Source organism: Mesorhizobium sp. B2-7-1 (assembly GCF_006440735.1).
Classification (GTDB): Bacteria; Pseudomonadota; Alphaproteobacteria; order Rhizobiales; family Rhizobiaceae; genus Mesorhizobium.
This window is the reverse complement of the sequence record NZ_VFUA01000046.1, coordinates 1-25,068: the sequence shown is the minus strand read 5'-3', so window position 1 is coordinate 25,068 and position 25,068 is coordinate 1. Positions and strand designations below refer to the sequence as shown.

The following is a 25,068-nucleotide window of genomic DNA, read 5'->3' as shown; positions in this document are numbered from 1 at the left end:
CCCTGTTGATGGGCGCCGATCCGGACGAGGAACTGGTGCGCCGCATCGGCGCCGGCGACCCCGCCGCCGTGCAGGCGATGGTGGCGCGCAAGCTGCCGCGCATCCTGGCCCTGGCCGCAAGGATGCTCGGCGACGCGGCGGAGGCCGAGGACGTCGCCCAGGAGACTTTCGTGCGCATCTGGCGCCACGCCTCGGGCTGGCGCCAGGGGCACGCGCGCTTCGACACCTGGATCCACCGCGTCGCGCTCAACCTCTGCTACGACCGGCTGCGACGCCGGCGCGAATGGACGATGGACGAGCTGCCGGAGGTGGCCGATGAAGCGCCGCTTCCCGATGCAATGCCGGGCGACGAAGAGCGCAGGGTCGGCCAGGCCTTGCTGCGCATCGCGCCGCGCCAGCGCGAGGCGATCGTGCTGGTGTATTATCAGGAGCTGTCCAACATCGAGGCCGCCGGCGCCATGCAGGTCAGCGTCGATGCGCTGGAAAGCCTGCTCGCGCGGGGTCGTCGTTCGTTGCAGGCCATGCTCGCGGGAGATGGCGATGACTGAGACCCCGAACGGATTGCGAATTCCCAGGACTGCGGCGTGGGGGGCCACGTCAAAATGGTGGAAGGGGGACAGACATGGCTGAGAAACCTTTGGAAGGGCCGATGGATGCCGGGCGCTTCGCCGCGCTGGCGGATGCCTATGGCGGTGCGTTGCATCGCTGGCCAGCGGCCGAGCAGGCGACCGCGATGCTGTTTGCCGATACCGACGAGGGCCGCGCCATCCTGAGGCGCGCAGAATGGCTCGATGCCATGCTCGACCGGCATCGCGTCGAAACACCCAGCCCGGCGCTGCATCGCGCGATCGTCGCCCGGGCCGCGACCGAGGTCAGGCAGGAGCGCCGCCGCCGGTTCTGGTGGCTGGGCTTCGGGCTTGCGGGTGTCGGCCTGGCCGGCGCCGTGGCCGGGCTGGCGCTGGTGACCGTCGTTGCCCCGAACGCTCCCTCCGACCACTATGTGATGGACGCCAATGCGACGTCGTTCGGCGATGCCGGTCCCGACGCCGACCAGGCCGAGGAGGACCTATGAACCCCCGTCTCGTCGCGGCATCGCTGGTGCTGAATGTTTTTCTGATCGGCGCGGTGGCCGGCGGAGCCGGCTGGCTGATCGGCAAATCCAATCCGGGCTTTTCGCTGGAATCGGCGGGTGGTCGGCTGCCCGCCGCCGACCGCAAGATCTTCCGCCAGGCGCTGCGCGAGGTGCGCCGCGAGTCCCGCGACGTGATCCTCGACGGACAGGCCGCGCGGCGCGAGGCGGCGAACCTGCTGCAGCAGCCCACCCTCGACAGCAACGCGCTTGCCGCCGCGCTCGAGCGCGCGCGCAATGCTGACGTCACCGTGCGCACCCGGCTCGAGCAACGCATCATCGAGTTCGCCGCGTCGAGCTCGCCGGAAGATCGTCAACTGCTCGCGGATGCGCTGTTGCGGCGCGCCGGCAAGCAGCCGCCGGCAAAAAAGTCGCCATAGGCGGCGACGGAACGAGCGGACACGCCCCGTTCAAGGAAAAGAGGGACAGGCCTGCCATCGATGCCGGCAGGTTCTCTTCAACCTCGAAACTTTCGGGAGTATCCCATGAATAGTCTGACGAAATATTCGCTCGCGGCCGCGCTCGCCATCGGCGGAACGGCCGCCGCAAGCGCCGCCTCGGCGATGCCGATCGCACCGGTTGCGCCCGCGCCGGCAATGATAGAGCACGTCGCCTGGGGCTGCGGTCCGGGCTGGCATCCCAATTACTGGGGCCGCTGCGTCCCCAATCGCCGCGTGGTCTATCCCGGCTATTATTACTGGGGCGGACCGCGCGTCTATGTCGGCCCGGTCTGGCATCCTTACCATCGCTGGCACCACTGGCGCCGCTGGTGACGGCCCGCTCATGACGCCGGTGCTGCGGCCGGCGTCGTGAGCGCCCTTCCCGATCCATGCAACATGCCGGCCGAGGCGTCGGTTCGGAACGGAGGCTTCATTGGCCGCACCGGTTTCAAAGTTCGTGTCGCCAGATCCCACGCTGGTGACGCTCCATCGCTTCGGCCTTGGCGCAAAACCAGGCGACGAGCTCGGCAAGATCGCCGCCGATCCGCGCGGCTGCCTCAAGGCCGAGCTCAAGCAGCAGGACATCGCGCTCATTTCCGCCGACGAACCGAAGAATGCCGGATTGCTGGACAGCACTGCGGCGATCCAGGCCAGCATGACGGCGGCCATGGAGCGCAAGGCGGCGCGGGACGAGAAGGCGGCGGCAGCGATGCAGCCGACAGCCGCGGAAGACCCGGCCGGCCCGGCCGGGACGAAAGCCAAACCCGCCGTGCCGCGTGTCGAGGCCGATATCTACCGCGACGAAGCGCAGGCCCGTTTCGACAAGGCGCTCGCCGCGACGCCGGGCTTCGTGGAACGGCTGGTCGGCTTCTGGTCGAACCATTTCTGCGTTTCCGTCGCCAAGGCGCCTGTCGTGCGGGCCTGCGCCGGCGCCTTCGAGCGCGAGGCGATCCGCCCCTTCGTGCTCGGCCGCTTCGCCGATATGCTTTTGGCCGTCGAGCACCATCCGGCCATGCTGTTCTATCTCGACAACCAGCAGTCCATCGGCCCCGATTCCAGAGCCGGCAAGCGGCGCGGCCGCGGCCTCAACGAGAACCTCGCCCGCGAGATCCTGGAACTGCACACGCTGGGCGTCGGCAGCGGCTATGCCCAAGCCGACGTCACCAGCTTCGCCGGCATGCTGACCGGCTGGACGATGGCCGGACGCGAGGGGCGGCTGGGCGAGCCAGGAAGCTTCGTCTTCAACGCCAATGCGCATCAGCCGGGCCAGGCCGTGCTGCTCGGCAAGACCTATCCCGGCGGCGGCATGGGTCAGGCCGAAGCCGCGCTCAACGACATTGCCCGCCATCCGGCCACCGCGCAGCATATCGCCACCAAGCTTGCGCGCCATTTCATCGCGGACGATCCGCCGCCGGCGGCTGTCGCCCGCCTGGCCACGGTCTTCACCAAGACCGACGGCGACCTGCGCTCGATCGCCTTGACGCTGATCGACATGCCTGAAGCCTGGTCGACGCCGCTCACGAAGCTGCGCTCGCCCTTGGACTATGTCCTCGCGCTGCGGCGGGCGGTCGGCGCTACCGCCGGCAACGAACCGCAACGGTCGCTTCGCTGGCTGAGCGTGCTTGGCGAACCGCTATGGCAGCCGCCGGGGCCGAACGGCTTTTCCGACCGGACGGATGCATGGGCTTCCGCCGAGGGCCTCAAGACGCGGCTGGACATCGCCTGGCAGGCCGCGAAGCAAGCGGACGACATCGACGATCCCGACGACGCGCTGGCCTCGCTGATCGGCCCGTCCGTCTCGGCCGAGACACGGCAGGCGATTTCGCGGGCGGAGTCCAAGCAGCAGGGCCTGGCGCTGCTGCTGATGGCGCCCGAATTCCAGCGCCGGTAATTCCGGCGACGGTGATCTAGCAATGGAGATGCGGCCATGAGCCTGCTTTGCGAAACCCCCAACCTGTCCCGCCGCGCGGTGCTGATGACCGGAGGCGCGCTGTTCGCCTGGGCCTATCTGCCGCGCTTTGCCCGCGCGGCCGACAATCGCGACCCGCGCCTGATCGTCATCGTGCTGCGCGGCGCCCTGGACGGGCTGTCGACGGTCGGACCGGTCGGCGACCCCGACTATGCCGGCCTGCATGGCGACATCGCGCTTTCGCTCTCAGGCGCCAACCCGGCATTGCCGCTCGACGGTTTCTTTGCCGTCAACCCGGCAATGCCGGTGTTTGCCCGCCTGTTCAAGGCGAGGCAGGCAGCCGTGGTGCACGCGGCCGCGACCGGCTACCGCGACCGCTCGCATTTCGACGGCCAGGACGTGCTGGAAAGCGGCCTGCCCGGTCCCGGCAACGCGACCACCGGCTGGCTCAACCGGGCTTTGGCCAGCCTGCCGGCGGGCGACAGGATCGCGAAGGCCGGCGGGCTGGCGATCGGGCCCTCGACGCCGCTGGTGATCCGCGGCGCAGCGCCCGTGCTCGGCTGGGCGCCACAGGCCTTGCCGACGCCCGGCGACGCGCTCGCCGAGCGTGTGCTCGATCTCTACAACCATCGCGATCCGGTGCTGGCGGCGGCACTGCAGAAAGGCCTCGACGCCGACCGCATGGCGACGGGCGACGCGCTCGACGGCAAGACGATGAAGCTCAAGGGCGGCCTCGACAACGCCGCCGGCATGCGGCAGTCGGCGCAGGGCGCGGCGCGGCTGATGGCGGCCGATGACGGGCCGCGCATTGCAGCTTTGGCCTTCGACGGCTGGGACACGCATGTCAACGAAGGCGGCGCCACCGGCCGGCTCGCCAATCTGCTCGGCGGCCTCGACGGCGCCTTCGAGGAATTCGAGAAGGGGCTGGGCGAGCGCTGGAAGGACACTGCGGTCGTCGCCATCACCGAGTTCGGCCGCACGGCGCGCATCAACGGCACGGTCGGCACCGACCACGGCACCGGCACGGTGGTGCTTCTGGCCGGCGGCGCGATCAAGGGCGGCCGCGTCATCGCCGACTGGCCGGGACTGAAGCCGGCGCAGCTCTACGAAAGCCGAGATCTCGCGCCGACCAGCGATGTGCGCGCGGTGCTGAAGGGGCTGTTGGCCGACCAGTTCGGGCTGTCGGCGGCGGTGCTCGGCGACAAGGTGTTTCCGGAGTCTGCCGCGGTGAAGCCGATGCGGGATCTGGTGGCGTGAGTCCTGAGTTTGCCCATCGGGGACAGGTGCGGCGTCGGCTGTCATTCGTCATTCCAGGGCGGAGCAAGGAGCGAAGCGACGCGCGCAGACCCTAGAATCCATTCCGTGACGTTGAGGCGTCGCCGCGGTGCAGAATTCTGCTCCGCGGGACTCTACGATTAGGTAACGGAATGGATCCTCGGGTCTCCGCGTCCGCTGCGCCCGTGGATGACGAAGCCGAGGGGCTTCGGCCAATCACGAACGTTCCGCGAAGCTCAACGAAATGAACCCTCGCGGGAAACTCAGCAGAAAAGCCCGCGCCGTTGCCGGCGCGGGCATCGATCCCCTCGACGGAGCATCAGCTCCAGAAACCGGGGTGCCAGCGGCCGTGATACCAGAAGCCGGGGTGCCAATGGCGCACATGCATCGGGCGGATGATCACCCGGCCGTTCGGCACGCATCTGCCCCAGCGGTTCATGTGCCAGCCGGGACCGCAGCGCCAGCCGACGCTCTCGACCGGCAGCGGTGCGGCACCCGGCTTGACGAGCGGCATGGCCTCAGAGCCGGCGCCGGACAGCACCAATGTACCTGCGGCCAGGGCGATAGGCAGAAAGTATTTCGTGAACATGCGTTGTCTCCGTAATTCATCCCTACCTCCGTGAAACGGAGGGCAGGACCGAATTCCGTCGGAGGGGCGCCGATCACATCTTCGTTAAATCGGTTCGCCGCACAGCTTCGAGCGGCGCGGCTTGGCACGGTATGGCAAGCCCTTAATTCCTCATGGCGAATTGATCCATATCAATGAGGCGGGACGCGCCCCGCACTAGTGTCGGCAGGAACCGATCGACAGAAATTCGCGAGGCCGAAGGCCGGCTGAAACAGGAGATCATAACGATGATGATCCGCACGCTCTCCACCCTGGAATGCACGAAAATGCTGGCGGCCAACCGGACCGGACATCTGGCCTGCGCGAAGGACGGGCAACCCTATGTCGTGCCCTTCAACTACGCCTATGCCGACAGCCACCTCTACGCCTTCTCGCTGCTGGGCAAGAAGGTCGACTGGATGCGGGAGAATCCCCTGGTGTGCGCCCAGGTGCAGGAACATACCCAAGGGCGCGGCTGGCGGAGCGTGATCGTCGAGGGCCGCTATGAAGAATTGCCGGACCGTGTCGGCCACAAGGTGCAGCGCGACCGTGCATGGGCAGTGCTGAGCAAGCACACCGACTGGTGGGAGCCCGGCGCGCTCAAGCCCGTCACGCCTCCCCTGGCGGACAGCCTGCCGCATGTCTTTCTCCGGATCCTTGTCGAGCAGGTCTCGGGACGGGAAGCAACGGAATAGCCAAGTCCGCGGGAGCAACTCGAGCATCTGCGGAGCCGGGCTATGCGCCGAGCGTCGCTATCGTCTTCAGCGCGCCGTCCAGCATGTCGCCCTTTTCGTCCTTCAGCGCCGCCTCGCGCAGGCGGCGGATCCAGTCGGCGGCATCGTCGCGGCCTTTGAGCATCGACAGCGCCGACAGCACGCGGTCGAATTTCGATTGGGCGCGGGCATGGGTGTCGCTGTAGCCCTTGATCAGCCGGCGGCAGTTCAGGATCTCGGTGGCCAAAGCGTAGTCCTGGCGCGCGTGGCTGAGCGCCAGTTCGTACCAGCGCCGCAGATGCTCGGCCTCTATCCTGTGGCGCAGCAGAGCGCGGCGCCAGCGGCGCAGGCCGCCGATGAACCAGAGCATGGCGAAGCCGGTGAAACTGTCGGTGCGGATGTGGCGGCCGCGATTGATACGGCGGTCGAGGAAGGCGGCGAGTTTTGGCCGGCTCTCGATGTAGCTCCCGAGCCCCGCCGGCAGCGTGCCGCAGAATTCCTCGATGCGCGGATGGAAATATTCGGTGACCTGCAGGACCGAGCCTTGCTTGACGCCGACCTCCTTGCGCACGCGCTTGTCTCGCGTCGAGCGTGTCTTCAAATCGGCGACGCGGATCATGTCGTCGTAGCACATCGCGTTGGCCAGGTGCTTTGCGGCGGCGATCGACAGCGCGTAGCCGCGCTCCGCATTGTCGAGCGCCACCGCTCTGTCCAGCCGGTCGAGATATTCGCCGCCATAGGCGATGTCCTGGTAATCGACCACCTTCTTCAGCCCGCGTTCGGCCATGTCGCGCAGCGGTTCCGGCAGCGCCGCGACGCGGACGGCAAGGGCCTGCCAGCCCTTAAGGAGGGTTTCCGGTCCGCTGACCTTCGCCGTCGACTTGGGTTCGGCAGCGGCAGGCTTCGCTGACTTATCGTCAGCCGGCGCGGCCGCAGTCCCGCGCGCGCGATCGCAGGCTGCGCCGAAGGCGGCGAGGCTGGCTTTCACACCACGGCCGCCGGCGCCGATCGCCTGCTCGTAGCTTTCGCGGGTGAAGGGCAGCGCGTCGGAGCCGGCCAGCGCGCCGAGCAGGCTGGCCGAGATCATGGTGCCGTTCTCGGCGGCGATCTTTTCCATGTCGAAGGCGATGAAGCGCTTTGAGGCAGCCTGCGCCGTCGCATGCACCTTTTCCGACGAGGCGCGGCCGTCGCCCGGCTCGATCTTTTCCGAGACGGCGGCGATGCGGTGCGAAGAGGTGATCAGCGTGGTGCGCTCGGGCGTGACGAAGCCGCGGATGATGGCGCGACCGGCTTCCATCAGCTCGGCGGCGATCAATATGTCGACGTCGCCTTGCGAAGGCGACAGCGCGAAGACCGGCAGCCGGCCGGTGTCGCGGGCCATCTCGATGTAATAGATCGTGGCGCCGGTGCGCTGGGCGACGCCGGCCACGGAGGTCGATTGCGCGATGTAGCCGTTGCGCTCGGCGACGTTGGTGATCCAGTCGGCAAGCACGCCGCCGCCCTGACCACCGACGGCGAGCACGGCGAGTTTTATCACCCGCTCGTCATCAGAAGCGCCCGCCTTCGGGCGCAGCGCTGCGTTGTGGTCAAGCATCGGCGAACATCAAACGGCGGCTCTCGCGGCGGCGCTGCAGAAGGCCGATCACGGCACGGCGCGCGCTTTCCAGGAAACGGTCCCAGCGGCCGGGATTGTGGACGACGTCGGCGCGGTAGAAGGACGGGCAGAGCACGGCGGCATCCGCCACCTCGCCGCAATTGCCGCAGCCGACGCAGTTCTGATCGATCGCGGCGACCGGATCGTCGCGCAGCGGATCGTCGAGCGACTTCACCGACAGCGACGGGCAGCCGGACAGCCGCATGCAGGCGTGGTCGCCAGTGCAGATGTCCTCGTCGACGCCGAATTTCGGCTTCACAACGCGCTCGCCGCCCTTGATCGCCTTGTCGACCAGCGGCTTCTCGCGGCGCTGCCGGTTGAGCATGCATTCGGACGAGGCGACGATGACCTTCGGGCCCTTCTCCTCGGTGGTCAGCGCCTCGCGCAAAGTGGCCTGCATCTTGCCGACATCATAAGTGCGGTCGATGTGGCGCAGCCATTTGACGCCCATGCCCTTCACCGCCTCGTCGATCGGATGCTTGGTCGACTTGGTGCGGTTGTTGGCGCGCGAGGAGAGGATGTCCTGGCCGCCGGTGGCGGCCGAGTAGAAATTGTCGACGATGACGATGACGCCGTCATTCCGGTTGAAGACGGCGTTGCCGATCGAGGAGGTCAGGCCGTTGTGCCAGAAGCCGCCGTCGCCGACGAAGGAGATCGAGCGACGCTTGGCTTCCGGCGAATTGAACGCCGAAGCCGAGGCTGGCCCCAGCCCGTAGCCCATGGTGGTGGCGCCGAGCTCGAAGGGCGGCATGATCGAGAACAGGTGGCAGCCGATGTCGGAGGCGATGTGGTGCTTGCCGAGCTCCTGCTCAACCAGCTTCGTCGCGGCGAAGATCGGCCGCTCGGGGCAGCCGATGCAGAAGCCCGGCGGACGTCCAGGCACGACATTGATGAGATCGGCGGTGTCGACGCCCTCGCCCGTTTTGTTCGGCGCGCGCACCTCGCCCGGCAGCAGATGCGGCGCGTTCGCCCGCAGGAACGAGCCGATGCCGTCGAGCATCACCTGCCCGGTGTATTCGCCGGCCATCGGCAGATGCTCCTTGCCGACCAGTTTGGTGCCGCGCCCGGCCTTGTGCAGCATCGCGGCAAAGGCCTGCTCGATATAGTTGGGCTGGCCTTCCTCGACGACCAGCACCGCCTGCTTGCCCTCGCAGAAGGACAGGAACTCATCGTCCACCAGCGGGTAGACGGCGTTCAGCACATAAAGCGGCACGTCGGTGTCGCCATAGGTGTCGGCAAGGCCAAGCCGCTGCAGCGCGCGGATGACGGAATTGTACATGCCGCCCTGCATGACGATGCCGACCGAGCCGTGGTCCGGCCCGAACATCTCGTTGATCTTGCGGCTCTTGATGAAATCGACCGCCGCCGGCCAGCGCTTGGCGACCTTCTCCTTCTCATGCAGGAAGGAGGCGGGCGGCAGCACGATGCGGCCGGTGTCGCGGCGCGGCGAGGCTAGCGCGTCGGCGACCGACATAGGCGGGCGCTTGTTGTCCTTGGCGGTGAAGTGGCCGTGAACGTGGCAGCAGCGGATACGCACCTGCAGCATGACCGGCGTGTTCGAGACCTCCGACAGCTCGAAACCGTCCTCGACCGCCTTGACGATGGAAGGCAGGTTCGGGCGCGGGTCGAGGAGCCAGACCTGGCTCTTCATGGCAAAGGCATGGCTGCGCTCCTGCATGATGGAGGAGCCCTCGCCATAGTCCTCGCCAACGATGATCAGCGCGCCGCCGGTGACGCCGCCGGACGCCAGATTGGCGAGCGCGTCGGAAGCGACATTGGTGCCGACCGTCGACTTGAAGGTGGCCGCCCCGCGGATCGGATAATGCACGGACGCCGCCAGCATCGCGGTTGCAGTCGCTTCCGAAGCGCTCGCCTCGAAATGCACGCCGAGCTCGCCCAGGATGTCCTGCGCGTCGGCCAGAACGTCCATCAGATGGCTGATCGGCGCGCCCTGGTAGCCGCCGACATAGCCGACACCGCATTGCAGCAGCGCCTTGGTGATGGCGAGGATGCCCTCGCCGGCGAATTCCTCGCCGGCGCCTAGCCTCAGCTTTTCGACTTCCTTGGCAAAAGACCGTTCGGCCATCTCTGCCTCCTTCCGTTGCCGCTCGCCCGTCGCCGGGGCGGCGCGTACATTTAGATCTCGTGCTTGCGGATGTTGTTCAGCATTTTCTGCAGCGTCGCGATGAGCGCGGCATATTCAGCGTCGTCGACACCGTCGAACATCGCCTCGAAAGCGTCGTGCATGGCCGGCCAGGCGCGCGTGAACAGCGCGCGGCCGTCATCGGTCAGGAACACATGGCGGAAGCGGCTGTCGGTGACGCCCTGCTCGCGCCGAACCAGGCCCTGGCCTTCCAGCGTGTCGAGAGTGCGGCTCAAGGTCGATTGCTCGATCACCGTATAGACCGAGAGATCGTTGACGGTGACGCCGTCGGTGACCGAGAGCACGGCGAGCGTGCGCACCTGCGGAATAGTCAGGCCCTGCTTGCGGAAGTCGTCGCGCAGCGTGGCGTTGTAGCGGCCCATGATGCGGTTCATCAGATAGGGCGCGAATTGCTGCAGGCCGATCTGGCCGAGGGTCGAGATGCGCTGGCGCCTTTCCGCGAGCTTCTGTTCCATCACAGCCTCCCCGCCAACAGGAAGCCGGAGCCGCCGCCGAGGCCGGCGCCCGGATGGGTCGAGGCGCCGATATGATAGAGGCCCTTGATGCCGGTCTCGTGGTTGCGGCTCGCCTTGAACGGCCGCCACAGGAAAGACTGGTCGATGGCGGACGAGCCGCCATAGGGATCGCCGCCGACCAGGTTGATGTTCATCGCTTCCAGATCGGCCGGCGAATAGGCGCGACGCGCGACCACGCTCTCGCGAAAACCGTCGATGTGGTTGGCGAGGATCGCCTCGACGCGGTCGGCATAGGCTTCGCGCAGCGCGTCGTTCCAGCGGCCGTCGGCGGGTGCCTCGAGCTTGCCGGCGGCATCGCCCTTGATCAAGCGCGGCGCCTCGGGCAGCTGCAGCCAGAGGATCGCCTTGCCATCGGGGCAGCGCGACGGGTCGAGCGCATGCGGCTGGCCGACGCAGATGGTCGGCACTTCCGGCAGCAGGCCGCGCACCGCCTCGTTGCAGGCTTTCGAGACGCCGTCGAGCCCCGGCGTCAGATGCAGCAGCGCCACCTTGTCGAGGCCCTCGCCGCGCCAGGCCGGCGGCTTGTCCAGCGCATAGTGGATCTGGAAGTTGCCCTTGCCGTAGCGATAGGACTGCGTGGCTTTTATTGCCACCTCCGGCGCATTCTTGCCGAGCAGGCGGCCATAGAGCTGCGTCGGCGTGACCGAGCAGATGACGCTCTTCCCCGCCGTCAGCGTTTCACAGGAGGCCAGACGCACGCCGGTGGCGCGACCGCCGGCCTGGACGACCGAGGCGACATCGGCGTTGACGCGGATCTCGCCGCCGCGCTCCTTGATCAGGCCCTCGAAGGCGGCGAGCAGGTTCCTGGCGCCGCCCTTGACGATCGGCGCGCCGGCGGCCTCCAGCGCGAAGGCGATGACCTTGGCGATCTGGCCGGAGAAGGCGTCTTCCGGGCCGAGCCCGGCATGCAGCACCCAGGGCGCCCAGAGCGCGCGGACGAGGTCGGAATTGTAAGTCGTTTCCAGCCAGCCGCGCGCGGGCGCCAGCGCCTCGCCCATGAAGGCGGCGAGCTCGCGCGGGCCGCGCCGCCAGGCCTCGCCGGCGATGAGCTTCGTCGTCGGATAGGACCAGAGCGCGCCGCCGAGCAGGCCGAACAGCAGCCCGGCATTGCGCTCGATGCCGCCGACATCGCCGCCATGGTGATCGCCGTCACTGGGCGCGATCCGGTTGAGCGCCGCGATGTTGGCGGCGCGGTCGGTGGTGAGCACGGCATGGCTGCCGTCCGGTCGTAGCACGCCGGTCGGCGTCGCCGTGTGGCAGAACTCCAACCCATGCCGCGCAAGGTCCTTGCCGAGCGCGGCAAAGGCCGGCGAGGTGATGAACAGCACGAAGGTCGTGGCCATCACGTCATGGACGAAGCCCGGCACTGTCGCCTCCTCGGTGCGCATGCAGCCACCGATGCGGTCATTGCGCTCGAGCACGAGCACCTTGGCGCCCTTGGCGCCAAGCATCGCCGCGCATACCAGGGCGTTGATGCCGCTGCCGACGATGATGTGATCGACGTCGCTCATCGTCGTGGCCCTGGCTTTAACCCCGAGGCACCAGCGCCAGCGCTCGGATCGGGCTGCCGGTGCCGTGCTCGATCTTGAGCGGGGCGGCGATCAGGATCGCGCCCTTCGGCGGCAGCTGGTCGAGATTGCACAGGCTGGCCAGCCCGTAGCGGTTGGCCTTGTGCATCAGCGTATGCGCCGGGAATGGCGGCTCCATGCCGCCGGCCTTGCCGGCATCGGTGCCGATCGTCTCCGAGCCCCAGCCCTTGATGTCCTTGGAGATCAGGAACTGGATGGCCTCGGCCGTCGGGCCGGGCGTGTGGGGGCCGGTTTCGTTGGCGTTGAGGAATTCGGCTTCCGAGCCGTTGCGCTTGTACCAGTCGGTGCGCATCACCACCCACTCGCCGGGATTGATGGCGCCGTGCTTTGCTTCCCAGGCCTTGATATGGTCGACGGTGAGCAGGAAATCGTGATCGGCGGCAGACTCCACTGAGCAGTCGATGACGTTGACCGGGCCGACGAAATTCTGTGCCGGAATGGTGTCGGTGGCGCCGTCCGGATAGTCCTTGCCGGTGATCCAGTGCTGCGGCGCGTCGAAATGCGTGCCCGAATGCTCGCCGAGCTTCAGCCAGTTCCAGGCCCACCACGGACCGTTCTTGTCGTATTTGGAAATCTGATGGATCTCGACCTTCGGCGTGTCGACGGCGAGTTCCGGCGGCAGCTTGATCAACGGCGTATCGGGGCCGAGCGGCGCCGACAGATCGACCACCTTGATGGCGCCCGAGAGCAGCTGGCCGGCGACCTCGCCGAGGAGTTTCTGCGTGTCCATGGTCTTTCGTTCCCTCTTGTGTCGGTGATCATCAAGGCTCGTTGCGGCCCTTAATATACCTACTAGACGAAAACATATGCATCTGCAATTATCTTTAAGCATAAAGCATTTTCGGGGTGGGGGCGTGAGCGAGTTCGACGCCATCTTTGTCGGGGCGGGCCACAACAGTCTGGCATGCGCCGCGCATTTGGCGCTCAAAGGCTGGAAAATAGCGGTTTTCGAACGCAGCGAGGCAATCGGCGGCGCGGTGCGGACGGCCGAATACACGCTCCCCGGCTTCCGGCACGATTTCGGCGCGATGAATTTGAGCCTCTTCGCCGGCTCCGCCTTCCACCGGAAATATGCAAATGAATTGAAAGGCCATGGGTTGGAATTCGCGCCCGTGACCGACTGTTTCGCCAGCGCCTTCCCGGACGGCAAATGGTTCGGGGTCAGCAACGACCTCGAAAAGACTGCGTCGCGGCTTGCCGCCTTCTCCGCCGCCGATGCCGCAACATGGCGGCGGCTGGTCGGCGCCTTTCCGGGCGAGGCCGAGCACCTGTTCCGCCTGCTGGGTTCGTCGATGAGCGCAAGGGCGCTGGCCGGCACGGGCTGGAACCTGTGGCGCAAGAAGGGCATCGCCGGCGCGCTCGATACGGCTCGATTGCTGCTGTCGTCGCCGCGCGCGTGGCTCGAGGAAAATTTCGAAACGCCGCATGTGCGCACGACGCTCGCGGCCTGGGGCATGCATCTCGACTTCTCGCCCGACATCGCCGGGGGTGCTGTGTTCCCCTATCTGGAATCGATGGCCAACCAGAGTTTCGGCATGGTGCTGGGCAAAGGCGGCGCCGACACCATCATCCGCGCGCTGGCCGGCATGGTGACGGCAGCCGGCGGTCAGATCACGACCGGTGCGGAAATCGCCGAGATCACGGTTTCCGCCGGCAAGGCGACCGGGGTCAGGCTGGCATCCGGCGAAATCCATGTCGCGACCAGGGCCGTCATTGCCGGCGTCGCACCGAAAGCGCTGCCGGGCAAGCTGCTGCCCAATGGCTCGGGCGACGCCGGCTTCGACACGGCGATGAAGAAATTCCGTCATGCGCCAGGCACGATGATGATCCATCTGGCGATGGACGACCTGCCCGACTGGAACGCCGGCGCCGAGCTTCGCCAATTCGCCTATGTGCATCTGGCGCCGTCGCTCGACGCCATGTCGCGCGTCTACCAGCAGGCGATCGCGGGCCTGCTGCCCGACCAGCCCGTGCTGGTCGTCGGCCAGCCGACAACCGTCGATCCGTCGCGGGCGCCGCAAGGCAAGCATGTGCTGTGGGTGCAGGTGCGCATGCTGCCGGCCGAGATCCTCGGCGATGCCGCGGGCAAGATCGCGCCGGCTCACTGGGACGCCGTCAAGGACACCTATGCCGAGCGGGTGCTCGACATCATCGAGAGCTATGCGCCGGGATTACGCAAAAAAATCCTCGGCCGCGCGGTGTTGTCGCCGCTCGACCTCGAACGCGAGAACCCGAACCTCGTCGGCGGCGACCAGATTTGCGGCAGTCATCATCTGGCGCAGAATTTCCTCTTCCGTCCGGCGCGCGGCTTCGCGCGCTGGAACACGCCGGTCTCGAACCTTTACCTCACCGGCGCCGCGACATGGCCCGGCGCTGGCACGGGCGCCGGCTCCGGCTACATGCTCGCCCAACAGCTGGGAGGGAATTAGAGCATGATCCCGAAAGGTGGGAACCGGTTTTCGGAGAAAGATCATGCTCCAACAAAGAGCTGGAATTCCGGGATGGACAAGGCGCGGTTGCCCACCACCGAATGAAAAACGCCGCGCGGACAAATGACAATCAACAAGGGGAACGACCATGACCATCAACAGACGTGACTTGCTTGGATACAGCGCTGCGGCGCTGGGTGCTGCCACGCTTGGCCTGCCGAGGGCGGCAAAGGCGGCGGACGAGCTCACCATCGCCTACAACGTCAACCTGCCCTCCTGGGACCCGACGACCGGCCCCTCGGCCGTCAACCCGACCATCCAGGGCCTCTATCAGTCGGTGTTCGACCAGATCATCGGGCAAAAGCCGGATCTCTCCTTCACGCCTGGACTGCTTACCGAATGGGGTTGGAACGACGACCGCACCAAGGTGACGATGACGGTGCGCGAGGGTGTGAAATGGCATGACGGCTCGCCCTTCACGCCTGAGGACGTCGTGTGGTCGCTGACCCGCGCCGGCGACGAGAAGACCGGCAACCCGATCCAGTTCGTCTGGAAGAACGTCAACGATTTCAAGATCGACGGCAACAAGATCACCGGCGACGTCGTGCAGTTCGACCCGGTCTATTTCAAATGGATGTCGTTCCTGACCGGCTACATTCTGCCCAAGGCCTATTACGAGAAGGTCGGCGCCGAAGGTTTCGAGAAGGCGCCGATCGGCACCGGGCCTTATATGGTCGACAAGTTCGAGCGCAACGCCTTCCTGCGACTCAAGGCCAATCCGAATTATTGGGGCACGAAGCCGGCCTTCGAGAATGTGACGATCAAGTTCGTCACCGACGCGGCAAGCCGCGTCGCCGAGATCGAATCCGGCTCCTCGCAGGTGACGCTCGAAATTCCTTACGAGGAGTATGACCGGCTGATCGCCAAGGACGGGCTGGCCGGCTCGATCAAGAACGTCTCCGACATCGGCATGATCTTCTTCAACAACAAGGACGCCATGCTGGACAAGAACGTCCGCCAGGCGGCGGTGATGGCGGTGGACAAAGAGCTGCTGGTCAAGCGCCTGCTGCGCGGCTATGGCCAGCCGATCGATACGCTGGAGACGCCGGAATACGCGGCCTTCGATCCGTCGGTCAAGGTCGAGCACAATCCGGACAAGGCCAAGGAACTGCTTGCCGCCTCCGGCTATTCGACCAAGAAGCCGGCCAAGTTCACCATCCAGACGACCAAGGGCTTCAAGCCCAAGGACTACGAGATGGTGCAGGCGATCGTCGGCATGTGGCGCAAGGTCGGCATCGAGGCCGAGATCGAGGTCTACGAGATCGCCAAGCACTACGAGCTCAGGGCCGCGCACAAGCTGGCGCCGGCCGCCTTCTACAACTGGGGCAATTCGATCGGCGACCCGACAACCTCGACGGGCTTCGCCATGTTCGGACCCTCGCCGCACTCGTCCTGGAAGACGGACGACCTCGACGCCAAGATCGGCCCGCTGTGGGGCGAGAAGGACGAGGCCAAGCGCATCGCCGGCTGGAAGGCGGTCGACAAGTACATCGCCGAACAGGCCTATGTGCTGCCGCTGATCCAGTATGCGCAGCCGATCGTGCACTCGAAGAAGGTCAATGTCGTTCAGCATATCTCCGGCGCGCTGCTGCCGGCGCTGATGACCCCGGCCTGATCATCGGCCTTGTGCCCTGCCGGTCTTCGCCCGGCAGGGCCCCCTCATCCGGCCGCTTCGCGGCCACCTTCTCCCCGGTGGGGAGAAGAGACCAGCTCAGCCGCCTGCGACCTCTTCTCCCCCAGGGGAGAAGGTGGCCCGAAGGGCCGGATGAGGGGGAGTCCGTTCAAAGTGATTAGGGCGCATGCTGCTGCAGAGATTCCTCGTTCGTCTGTTGACGATGCTGGTGACGCTTTTCGGCGTCGCCATCGTCGTCTTCGTCGTCATCCGCGTGGCGCCCGGCGACCCGATCGCCATGATGCTGCCGCCCGGCGCCAGCGACGACGACATCGCGCGGTTGCGCGCGCTCTACGGACTGGACAAGAGCATCGTGCAGCAATTCTTCATCTGGCTCGGCGGCGTGCTGCATGGGAATTTCGGCACCTCGATCTCGCTGCGCCAGGACGTGCTCGGCCTTGTCTTCAACCGGCTGCCGGCGACGCTGGAGCTCGCGACATTCGCGCTGCTGATGGCGATCGCGATCGGGGTGCCCATGGCGATCCTCGGCGCGCGCAATCGCGGCACGGCCGTGGAAGCCGGCGTAGACATCGCCAGCGGCGCGACGCTCTCCATCCCCGATTTCCTGTGGGGCCTTGTGCTGATCCTGCTGTTCGGCGTGCTGGTGCCAGTCTTCGACATTTCCGGCCGGGTATCGCCACAGCTCGACCTGCCCTTCGTCACCCAATTCTATCTGGTCGAGAGCATCCTCAGGCTGCGCTTCGACCTCACCTGGGATCTGCTGAAACACATGCTGATGCCGGCCGTCGCGCTGGCGCTGCCCCTGGCCGCGATCATCGCCCAGTTGCTCAAACAGTCGCTGAAGGAAGTGCTCGACCTCGACTATGTGGTGCTCGCCCGTGTGAAAGGTTTTTCGGAAACGCAGGTCATCCTGCGCGAGGCGCTGAAGAACGCGGCGCTGCCGACGCTGACGCTGGTCGGCGTGCAGTTCACCTTCCTCATCGGCGGTACCGTCATCGTCGAGCGGCTGTTCTCCTACGAGGGCCTCGGCAACATGGCAATCGACGCCGTCATCAACCGTGACCTGCCGCTGATCCAGGGCATCGTGCTGGTGTTCGCGCTGCTTTTCGTGCTGATCAACCTTGCCGTAGACATGATGTATGCGCTGCTCAATCCGAGGCTGCGCCATGGATGAGGCGCGCATCTCGCGACGCGGCCTGGGCCCGCGGCTGTGGCTGGCCGGCGGCTGGCTTGTGCTGGCGCTGCTGGCGGCAATCTTCGCGCCATTGGTCGCGCCGCAGGACCCGCTGGCGCAGGACCTGATGCTGGAGCGGCTGCCGCCTTTCTGGCTGGACGGCGCCGAGCCCGGCTATTGGCTGGGCACCGACAGCCTCGGACGCGATCTGCTGTCGCGGCTGATCTTCGGCGGACGCATCGCCTTTATCGTCGCCTTTGCCGCGGCAACGTCGGCGTGCCTTCTCGGCTCGGCGCTGGGGCTGATCGCCGGCTATTTCGGCGGCTGGGCCGACCGCATCATCTCGCGCGTCGTCGACATCTGGATGGCGTTCCCGCCGGTGCTGTTCGCCATCCTTCTGGTCGCGGTGCTGGGCACCGGCCTGAGCTCCGTCATCCTCGCCATCGCGATCATCGACTGGACGCGCTTCTGCCGGGTGATCCGCGCCGAGGCGATGAGCCAGGCGCGCATGGATTATGTCGAGAGCGCGCGCATCGCCGGCTATGGCCGCATCGGCATCATGCTGCGCGAAGTGCTGCCCAATGTGCTGCCGTCGGTGGTGGCGCTTCTGTCGCTGGAGATGGGCATCGCCGTCATCGTCGAGGCGATCCTGTCCTTCGTCAACCTGTCGATCTCGACCGACGACCCGACCTGGGGCAGCATCATCGCCGAGGGCCGGCTGTCGATCCATCAGGCCTGGTGGGTGCTGGTGTTCCCGCTGATCACGCTGATCCTCACCGTGCTTTCCTTCAGCCAGTTCGGCGAGGCGCTGAAGGCGCGCTTCGATCCGGTGCTGCGATGAGCGCCAATATGGAGCCGTGCCTCGACATCCGCCGCTTGAGCGCCGTGCTGCCCAACGGCCAGCGCGTGCTGCGCTCGGTGTCGCTTGCCGTGCAGCCGGGCGAAGTGCGCGCGCTGGTCGGCGAAAGCGGCGCCGGCAAGACGATGATCGGCAAGGCGGTGCTCGGCGTGCTGCCGAAAAGCGTGCGCGTCGTCGAAGGCGATATGCTGGTCGAAGGCGAGGATCTCGGCCACCTCGATGCCAAGGCGCGGCGGACATTGATCGGCGCGCGCACGGCGCTGATCCCGCAGGACCCGCTCACCGCTCTCAACCCGTCGCGCCGGATCGGCGCGCAGATGACCGACCGGCTTGTGCGCATTCTCGGCTGGAGTGGCGAAAGGGCCGACACGCGCATCCGGCAGTTGCTCGACGAGGTGCAGATCCGCGATCCCGAGCGCGTGCTGAAAAGCTATCCGCATGAGCTCAGCGGCGGCATGCGCCAACGTGTGCTGATCGCGGCGGCCTTCGCGGCGGAGCCGAGGCTTATCGTCGCCGACGAGCCGACGACGGCGCTGGACGTCACAGTGCAGAAGCAGATCCTGCGGCTGATCGCGCAACTGCAGCGCGACCACGGCACGGCGATCCTGTTCGTGACCCACGATCTCGGCGTGGTCGCCAAGATCAGCCAGAAGGTCTCGGTGCTCTATGCCGGCAAGGTGGTCGAGGAGGCAGAGACCGCACGGCTCTTCGCGGCGCCGCAGCATCCCTACACGCGGGCGCTGATCGCGGCGACGCCGCGCTACACCGATCCCTACGCCTCGCTGAAACCGGTGGACGAGAGCGTGCTTGCCGGGCTGGCAGCCGAAATCGCCGCCGCCGACAAGGACTGGAGGCCCGGCCATGGCTGAGCCGCTGTTTTCCGTGCGCGGGCTGAAGGTGGCGCTGCCCGACATGACGCGCAAGCCGCTGATCGGCCGCGCGCCGCTGGCCGAAATCCTCAAAGGGCTCGACTTCGACCTGCCCAAGGGATCGGTGACCGGCATTGTCGGCGAATCCGGCTCCGGCAAGTCGACGCTCGGGCGCGCGCTGGTCAGGCTGCTCGAGCCGAGCGCCGGCGCAATCCGCTTCGAGGGACGCGACATCAGCCATCTTTCGGAAGCCGAGCTCAGACCGCTGCGCCGCGACCTGCAGATGATCTTCCAGGACCCGATGTCGTCGCTCAATCCCAGGCATACGATCTTCAACATCATCGCAGCCCCGTTGAGGCAGAACGGGCTTGGCGACCGGCTGAAGGCGCGCGTCGCTGAAGCCCTCCAGCGCGTCGGCCTGCCGCAGAGCTTCGCCAGCCGTTACCGCCACGAGCTTTCGGGCGGCCAGCGCCAGCGCGTCGGCATCGCAAGGGCGCTGGCGCTGTCGCCGAAATTCGTGCTGGCTGACGAGATCGTCTCGGGCCTCGACGTCTCGACGCAGGCGCAGATCCTGACGCTGCTCGAAAAGCTCGCGGCCGAGATGGGGCTGACGGTCGCCTTCATCAGCCACGACCTTTCGGTGATCCGGCGGCTCTGCCAACAGGTCATCGTCATGCGCGAAGGCAGGATCGTCGAGGCCAGCGCCACCGACGCGCTGTTCGACAATCCGAAGGAAACCTACACGCGCGACCTGCTCACCGCCATCCCGCTGCCGGAGATCGATCCGGACTGGCTGCAGCCCAAGGCATCGGCATGAAGTGAGTTTTTGATATCCGCATGCCGATCAGCGGGCCTCGGGCATGCGCAAGGACAAGTCGGCGCGCCAACGGAGGGTGACATGAAATACGCAATCCAGGCAGCGGTCTTCGCGGCCTCCTTGTGCGGCGCAATGGGAGCTGCTTCGGCGGATTCGATCCCCGGCATGCGCGGGCACGACCATACCGGCATCACCGTGCCCGACATGAAGCAGGCCGTCGACTTCTTCACCAATGTCGTCGGCTGCAAGAAGGCGATGGCGTTCGGACCGTTCGCCGACGACAAGGGCACCTTCATGCAGGACCTGCTCGGCGTCGACCCGAAGGCGGTGATCGAGGAGATAACCATCGTCCGCTGCGGCTATGGGTCGAACATCGAATTGTTCAAATACACCGCGCCCGACCAGAAGGACCTGACGCCGAAGAACAGCGATATCGGCGGCTTCCACATCGCCTTCTACGTCGACGACGTCGCCGCCGCGAAGACCTACCTCGAGGCCAAGGGCGTGAAGACCCGGATGGGACCGCTGCCGGTGAAGGAAGGCCCGGCCGCCGGCCAGACCATCCTCTATTTCCAGGCGCCCTGGGGGCTGCAGCTGGAGGCGATCAGCTACCCGGACGGGATGGCCTATGAAAAGGGCGCCGAGACGGTGCTGTGGAGTCCGAAGGATCCGACCAAGTGAAAAAACCAAACGTGCCGACGGCGGTCGTTCAATCATGAAACTTCAAGCTTGAAATAATCGCTCGACGGCGCGATACTGGCAATCGGAACCGCCGGCCCATCCGGCGCTTCCGGATGAAGAGGAGATCGCAAGACATGAAGGTTGCGGTTCTCGGCGGCGGACCGGCCGGACTCTACTTTGCCATCTCGCTGAAGCTGCGCGACGCCGCGCATGAGGTGACGGTCTATGAGCGCAACCGACCGGACGACACGTTCGGCTGGGGCGTGGTGCTGTCGGCGGAGACGCTGGAAAACCTGACCAGGAACGATCCGGTCAGCGCGGTCTGGATCAAGAAGCATTTCGCCTACTGGGACGACATCGCCGTCATCCATGACGGCGTGCGCACTGTCTCTTCCGGCCACGGCTTCTGCGGCATCGGCCGCAAGCGGCTCCTGGTCCTGCTGCAGCGGCGCGCCCGCGAGCTCGGCATCAGGATGATGTTCGAGACCGATATTTCCGACCCGAAACCCTTCATGGAAACGCATGACCTGGTGGTCGCGGCCGACGGGCTGAACTCGAAGTCGCGTGCGGCCTTCGCCGATGTCTTCAAGCCGGACATCGACACCCGCAAATGCAAGTTCGTGTGGCTGGGCACCACGCAGAAGTTCGACGACGCCTTCACCTTCATCTTCGAGAAGACGGAGCATGGCTGGGTGTGGGCGCATGCCTACCAGTTCGACAGCGAGACAGCGACCTTCATCGTCGAGTGCAGCGAAGAGACCTGGAACGCTTTCGGCTTCGGCCAGATGACGCAGCAGGAATCGATCGCGGTCTGCGAGCGCATCTTCGCCAAGCATCTCGGCGGCCAGGCGCTGATGACCAACGCCAACCACATCAGAGGTTCGGCCTGGATCAATTTCCCGCGCGTGCTGTGCGAGCGTTGGTCGTACAAGAACCTGGCGCTGATGGGCGATGCGGCGGCTTCGGCGCATTTCTCGATCGGCTCCGGCACCAAGCTCGCGCTGGAGAGCGCGGTGGCGCTGGCCGACTATGTCGAGTCGGAGCCTGACCTCGAAGCAGCCTTCCGCAAATATGAGGATGCGCGGCGCACCGAGGTGCTCAAGCTGCAATCGGCGGCGCGCAATTCGCTCGAATGGTTCGAGGAAGTCGAACGATATCTGGGTTTGGATCCAGTTCAGTTCAACTATTCGCTGCTCACCCGTTCGCAGCGCATCAGCCACGAGAATCTCCGCCTGCGCGACGCCGAATGGCTGGCGGCGGCCGAGGAATGGTTCCAGCGCAAGGCCGGCGCCGGCGGCAACATGTTGCGCCGCGCGCCGATGTTCGCGCCGTTCAAGCTGCGCGACATGACTTTAGCCAACCGCATCGTCGTTTCGCCGATGGCGCAGTACAAGGCCGTCGACGGCTGCCCGACCGACTGGCATTTTTCCCACTATGCCGAGCGCGCCAAGGGCGGCGCGGGGCTTCTTTATATCGAGATGACCTGCGTCAGCCCCGAGGGGCGCATCACGCCCGGATGCCCCGGCTTCTACAAGCCCGAGCATGAGGTCGCCTGGAAGCGGCTGGTCGATTTCGTCCATGCCGAGACCGAGGCCAAGATCTGCGCGCAGATCGGCCATTCCGGCGCCAAGGGCTCGACCAGGGTCGGCTGGGAGGGAACGGACGTGCCGCTCATCTCCGGCAACTGGCCGGTGATGGCGCCTTCGGCCGTGCCATGGTCGCCGAAGAATCAGGTGCCGAAGGCGATGGACCGCGCCGACATGGATATGGTCCGCGACCAGTTCGTCGCGTCGGCTCAGATGGCCGAGCGCTGCGGCTTCGACATGCTGGAGATCCACGCCGCGCACGGCTATCTGCTGTCGGCCTTCATCACGCCGCTGACCAACCGCCGCACCGACCAATATGGCGGCTCGCTGGAAAACCGCATGCGCTTTCCGCTGGAGATTTTCCACGCGGTGCGCGCGGTATGGCCGGCCGAAAAGCCGATCTCGATGCGCATCTCGGCCAATGACTGGGTCGGCATCGAGGGTGTGACCCCGGCCGACGCGGTCGAGATCGCAAAGCTGCTGCGCGAGGCCGGCGTCGATCTCTGCGACGTCTCCGCCGGACAGACCTCGATCGCGGCCAAGCCGGTCTATGGCCGAATGTTCCAGACGCCGTTCTCCGACCGCATCCGCAATGAGGTCGGCATGGCGACGATGGCGGTCGGCAACATCTACGAGCCCGACCACGCCAACTCGATCCTGATGGCCGGCCGCGCCGACCTGGTGGCGCTGGCCAGGCCGCATCTTGCCGATCCCTACTGGACGCTGCACGCGGCGGTGACGCTCGGCGACCGCGGCGTCAAATGGCCCGATCCCTATCTGCCGGGACGCGACCAGATCTACCGGCTGGCCGAGCGCGAAGCCGCCGCCGGGCTCAAAGTATGAGCGCCGTGCGCGAAATCGCCGGCAAGCACGCGCTGGTCACCGGCGGCGGTTCCGGCGTCGGCAAGGCCGTCGCGCTGACGCTCGCGGAAGCAGGCGTGGCCGTCACCATCTGCGGACGGCGCGAAGCGGCGCTGGCCGAGGTCGCGAAGGAAAGCGACCGGATCTTCCCCATTGCGGCGGATGTTACGAACGAGACCGAGATGGCGGCCCTCCACGAGAGGGCGGAAGCCGCGCACGGACCGTTCGACATCGTCATCGCCAATGCCGGCATGGCGGGCAGCGCGCCGGCGCACAAGACCGCGCTGGCCGACTGGCAACGCACGCTCGACGTCAACCTCACCGGCGCCTTCCTGACGGTGAAGCCGGCGCTGGCCGGCATGCAGGCGCGGAAGACAGGTCGGATCGTTTTCGTCGCTTCCACCGCCGGCCTGAAGGGCTATGCCTATGTCGCGCCTTACGTCGCCGCCAAGCATGGCGTCGTCGGGCTGATGCGGGCGCTGGCCGCCGAAACCGCCAAGTCAGGCGTGACGGTCAACGCCGTCTGCCCGGGCTTCGTCGAAACCGACATGCTTGAAGAGTCCATCGCGCGCATCGTCGAGAAGACCGGCCGCTCGGCGGAGGACGCCCGTGCAAGTCTTGCAACAACGAATCCGCAGGGGCGGTTCATCCAACCCGAAGAGGTCGCGTCGGCGGTGCTTTGGCTGTGCAGCGACGCCGCGCGATCGATCACCGGACAGGCGATCTCGGTCTCGGGAGGCGAGACATGGTAGCGGGACCGACCTCCACCGGCCCCGGCAAGGAGAGGCTGCGGCTCTGGATACGCCTGCTGCGCGCCTCGCGCACCATCGAGGCCGAGCTGCGCGAGCGGCTGAAGAAGGAATTCGACACCACGCTGCCGCGCTTCGACGTGATGGCGGCGCTCTACCGCTCGCCGGAAGGCATGCTGATGAGCGACCTGTCGCGCTTCCTGCTGGTGTCGAACGGCAATGTCACCGGCATCGTCGACCGGCTGGTTTCCGAAGGGCTCGTCACCCGCGCGCGCCGCAATGGCGACCGCCGCACCTCGATGGTGCGGCTGACCGCGGAAGGTTCGAAATCTTTCGCCGCGATCGCCGCCGCGCATGAGAATTGGGTCGGCGAGCTGCTCGGCACTGTCAGCGAGGACGAAGCAAGGCGGCTGACCGGCATGCTGAAATCGTTCCGCAGCAATTGGGAGGGACGCGAATGAGCGCCATGGCAAAGCTCAAGCCGAAGCATTTCCTCTGGGAGGTCGAACGCAGGGTCGCGAAAATCCGGCTCGACCGGCCGGAGCGCAAGAACCCGCTGACCTTCGACAGCTATGCGGAGTTGCGCGACACGTTTCGCGACCTCGTCTATGCCGAGGATGTCGACGCCGTGGTGTTCCTGCCCAATGGCGGCAATTTCTGCTCGGGCGGGGATGTCCACGACATCATCGGGCCGCTGGTCAAGATGGACATGAAGCAGTTGCTCGCCTTCACGCGCATGACCGGCGACTTCGTCAAGGCGATGCTCAATTGCGGCAAGCCGATCATTTCGGCGGTCGACGGCGTGGCTGTCGGCGCCGGCGCGATCATCGCCATGAGTTCCGACATCCGCATCGCGACGTCAGAGGCGAAGACGGCTTTCCTGTTCACCCGCGTCGGCCTCGCCGGCTGCGACATGGGAGCCTGCGCGATCCTGCCGCGCATCATCGGCCAGGGCCGCGCGGCCGAGCTGCTCTACACCGGCCGCACCATGAGCGCGGCGGAGGGCGAGCGCTGGGGGTTCTACAATCGGCTGGTGGATGCGGCAGCGCTCGAAGCCGATGCGCTCGACATGGCGGCGCGCATCGTCTCCGGTCCGACCTTCGCGCATGGCATCACCAAGACGCAGCTCAACCAGGAATGGTCGATGGGCCTCGACCAGGCGATCGAGGCGGAAGCGCAGGCCCAGGCGATCTGCATGCAGACCGGCGATTTCGAGCGGGCGTACAAGGCGTTCGTGGCCAAGGAAAAGCCGGTGTTCGAGGGGAACTAGGGATGATCGGTTTTCGCCCAGGCACCCCCCTCCGGCCTGCCGGCCATCTCCCCCGCAAGGGGGGAGATTGGACTGCCGCCATGCC

24 protein-coding genes are annotated in these 25,068 nt (G+C 66.4%); 18 read left to right on the top strand and 6 right to left on the bottom strand.

The window, feature by feature from the left end; all coding sequences use genetic code 11:
* Window positions 1-8: 8 nt before the first annotated feature.
* The 6 genes from FJ471_RS18180 to FJ471_RS18155 all read left to right on the top strand — a co-directional run bounded on the left by FJ471_RS18180 (window position 9) and on the right by FJ471_RS18155 (window position 4,735).
* A complete protein-coding gene (locus tag FJ471_RS18180; RefSeq protein ID WP_140805446.1) occupies window positions 9-548 on the top strand; it encodes an RNA polymerase sigma factor in 540 nt (179 codons plus the stop codon).
* Between the two features lie 74 nt (window positions 549-622).
* On the top strand, window positions 623-1,072 hold the full coding sequence (locus FJ471_RS18175) for a hypothetical protein (RefSeq protein ID WP_140805410.1): 450 nt from the start codon (window positions 623-625) through the stop codon (window positions 1,070-1,072).
* Entirely contained in the window at window positions 1,069-1,509 is a 441-nt protein-coding gene (locus FJ471_RS18170; RefSeq protein WP_140805408.1) for a periplasmic heavy metal sensor, read from the top strand. Before FJ471_RS18175 ends, FJ471_RS18170 begins: the two co-directional genes overlap by 4 nt.
* 105 nt (window positions 1,510-1,614) lie before the next feature.
* Window positions 1,615-1,902, top strand: a complete 288-nt coding sequence (locus tag FJ471_RS18165; protein ID WP_140805406.1) for a hypothetical protein — start codon at window positions 1,615-1,617, stop codon at window positions 1,900-1,902.
* A 100-nt stretch (window positions 1,903-2,002) separates the two neighbouring features.
* Window positions 2,003-3,460 (top strand): DUF1800 family protein, encoded by a 1,458-nt coding sequence (locus FJ471_RS18160; RefSeq protein ID WP_246684758.1) that lies wholly within the window; start codon window positions 2,003-2,005, stop codon window positions 3,458-3,460.
* A 36-nt stretch (window positions 3,461-3,496) separates the two neighbouring features.
* Window positions 3,497-4,735, top strand: coding sequence for a DUF1501 domain-containing protein (locus tag FJ471_RS18155; protein WP_140805404.1), 1,239 nt, complete (start codon window positions 3,497-3,499; stop codon window positions 4,733-4,735).
* 337 nt (window positions 4,736-5,072) lie between these two features.
* On the opposite strand, the gene FJ471_RS18150 is transcribed toward FJ471_RS18155, so the two are convergent.
* Window positions 5,073-5,342 carry a hypothetical protein gene (locus FJ471_RS18150; RefSeq protein ID WP_140805402.1) on the bottom strand — a complete coding sequence of 90 codons (270 nt, stop codon included), beginning with the start codon at window positions 5,340-5,342 and terminating at the stop codon, window positions 5,073-5,075.
* 266 nt (window positions 5,343-5,608) lie between these two features.
* Between FJ471_RS18150 and FJ471_RS18145 the strand changes: the two genes are divergently transcribed.
* On the top strand, window positions 5,609-6,055 hold the full coding sequence (locus FJ471_RS18145; RefSeq protein ID WP_140805400.1) for a pyridoxamine 5'-phosphate oxidase family protein: 447 nt from the start codon (window positions 5,609-5,611) through the stop codon (window positions 6,053-6,055).
* A 40-nt stretch (window positions 6,056-6,095) separates the two neighbouring features.
* Here FJ471_RS18145 and FJ471_RS18140 read toward each other — a convergent pair whose 3' ends face one another.
* Genes FJ471_RS18140 through FJ471_RS18120 form a run of 5 tightly spaced genes read right to left on the bottom strand, consistent with a single transcriptional unit; the run spans window position 6,096 to window position 12,725 of the window.
* On the bottom strand, window positions 6,096-7,667 hold the full coding sequence (locus FJ471_RS18140; RefSeq protein WP_140805398.1) for an indolepyruvate oxidoreductase subunit beta family protein: 1,572 nt from the start codon (window positions 7,665-7,667) through the stop codon (window positions 6,096-6,098).
* Window positions 7,660-9,813 carry an indolepyruvate ferredoxin oxidoreductase subunit alpha gene (locus FJ471_RS18135; protein ID WP_140805396.1) on the bottom strand — a complete coding sequence of 718 codons (2,154 nt, stop codon included), beginning with the start codon at window positions 9,811-9,813 and terminating at the stop codon, window positions 7,660-7,662. The genes FJ471_RS18140 and FJ471_RS18135 overlap by 8 nt, the downstream gene beginning before the upstream one ends.
* Before the next feature lie 50 nt (window positions 9,814-9,863).
* Entirely contained in the window at window positions 9,864-10,346 is a 483-nt protein-coding gene (locus FJ471_RS18130) for a MarR family transcriptional regulator (protein WP_140805394.1), read from the bottom strand.
* A complete protein-coding gene (locus FJ471_RS18125; RefSeq protein ID WP_140805392.1) occupies window positions 10,346-11,917 on the bottom strand; it encodes an NAD(P)/FAD-dependent oxidoreductase in 1,572 nt (523 codons plus the stop codon). The genes FJ471_RS18130 and FJ471_RS18125 overlap by 1 nt, the downstream gene beginning before the upstream one ends.
* 16 nt (window positions 11,918-11,933) lie before the next feature.
* The gene (locus FJ471_RS18120; protein ID WP_140805390.1) at window positions 11,934-12,725 is read right to left on the bottom strand and encodes a cyclase family protein; all 792 of its coding nucleotides are present in this window, start codon (window positions 12,723-12,725) and stop codon (window positions 11,934-11,936) included.
* 124 nt (window positions 12,726-12,849) lie between these two features.
* Between FJ471_RS18120 and FJ471_RS18115 the strand changes: the two genes are divergently transcribed.
* From FJ471_RS18115 to FJ471_RS18065, 11 genes are all read left to right on the top strand, one after another.
* Entirely contained in the window at window positions 12,850-14,424 is a 1,575-nt protein-coding gene (locus FJ471_RS18115) for an NAD(P)/FAD-dependent oxidoreductase (protein WP_140805388.1), read from the top strand.
* Window positions 14,425-14,572: 148 nt separating this feature from the next.
* Window positions 14,573-16,099 carry an ABC transporter substrate-binding protein gene (locus FJ471_RS18110; RefSeq protein ID WP_140805386.1) on the top strand — a complete coding sequence of 509 codons (1,527 nt, stop codon included), beginning with the start codon at window positions 14,573-14,575 and terminating at the stop codon, window positions 16,097-16,099.
* Between the two features lie 184 nt (window positions 16,100-16,283).
* Entirely contained in the window at window positions 16,284-17,291 is a 1,008-nt protein-coding gene (locus tag FJ471_RS18105) for an ABC transporter permease (protein WP_140805384.1), read from the top strand.
* Window positions 17,284-18,132 carry an ABC transporter permease gene (locus FJ471_RS18100; protein ID WP_140805382.1) on the top strand — a complete coding sequence of 283 codons (849 nt, stop codon included), beginning with the start codon at window positions 17,284-17,286 and terminating at the stop codon, window positions 18,130-18,132. The genes FJ471_RS18105 and FJ471_RS18100 overlap by 8 nt, the downstream gene beginning before the upstream one ends.
* Complete coding sequence (locus FJ471_RS18095; protein WP_140805380.1) at window positions 18,129-19,019, top strand: ABC transporter ATP-binding protein; 891 nt, start codon at window positions 18,129-18,131, stop codon at window positions 19,017-19,019. Before FJ471_RS18100 ends, FJ471_RS18095 begins: the two co-directional genes overlap by 4 nt.
* The gene (locus tag FJ471_RS18090; protein ID WP_140805378.1) at window positions 19,012-19,836 is read left to right on the top strand and encodes an ATP-binding cassette domain-containing protein; all 825 of its coding nucleotides are present in this window, start codon (window positions 19,012-19,014) and stop codon (window positions 19,834-19,836) included. Before FJ471_RS18095 ends, FJ471_RS18090 begins: the two co-directional genes overlap by 8 nt.
* 81 nt (window positions 19,837-19,917) lie before the next feature.
* A complete protein-coding gene (locus FJ471_RS18085; RefSeq protein WP_140805376.1) occupies window positions 19,918-20,517 on the top strand; it encodes a VOC family protein in 600 nt (199 codons plus the stop codon).
* A gap of 134 nt (window positions 20,518-20,651) precedes the next feature.
* Window positions 20,652-22,946 carry a bifunctional salicylyl-CoA 5-hydroxylase/oxidoreductase gene (locus tag FJ471_RS18080; protein WP_140805374.1) on the top strand — a complete coding sequence of 765 codons (2,295 nt, stop codon included), beginning with the start codon at window positions 20,652-20,654 and terminating at the stop codon, window positions 22,944-22,946.
* Window positions 22,943-23,716: an SDR family NAD(P)-dependent oxidoreductase gene (locus FJ471_RS18075; protein ID WP_140805372.1), complete on the top strand. Its 774-nt coding sequence runs from the start codon at window positions 22,943-22,945 to the stop codon at window positions 23,714-23,716. Before FJ471_RS18080 ends, FJ471_RS18075 begins: the two co-directional genes overlap by 4 nt.
* Complete coding sequence (locus FJ471_RS18070) at window positions 23,710-24,174, top strand: MarR family transcriptional regulator (protein WP_140805370.1); 465 nt, start codon at window positions 23,710-23,712, stop codon at window positions 24,172-24,174. Before FJ471_RS18075 ends, FJ471_RS18070 begins: the two co-directional genes overlap by 7 nt.
* Window positions 24,171-24,983, top strand: coding sequence for an enoyl-CoA hydratase family protein (locus FJ471_RS18065; RefSeq protein ID WP_140805368.1), 813 nt, complete (start codon window positions 24,171-24,173; stop codon window positions 24,981-24,983). Before FJ471_RS18070 ends, FJ471_RS18065 begins: the two co-directional genes overlap by 4 nt.
* Window positions 24,984-25,068 lie beyond the last annotated feature (85 nt).